General features: G+C 53.7%; 1 rRNA gene. It reads right to left on the reverse strand.

Features of this window, described 5'->3' with window-relative positions:
* Nucleotides 1-268 (reverse strand): 16S ribosomal RNA (locus ACN6NF_RS25890); the annotation flags it as partial.

Below are 268 nucleotides of genomic sequence, written 5' to 3' on the forward strand. Positions count from 1 at the left end.
AGTGCCCAGCTTGACCTGCTGGCAACTAAGCATAAGGGTTGCGCTCGTTGCGGGACTTAACCCAACATCTCACGACACGAGCTGACGACAACCATGCACCACCTGTCTCCTCTGTCCCGAAGGAAAGGTCTATCTCTAGACCGGTCAGAGGGATGTCAAGACCTGGTAAGGTTCTTCGCGTTGCTTCGAATTAAACCACATACTCCACTGCTTGTGCGGGTCCCCGTCAATTCCTTTGAGTTTCAGTCTTGCGACCGTACTCCCCAGG

This window comes from Paenibacillus sp. TSM33 (assembly GCF_056099025.1).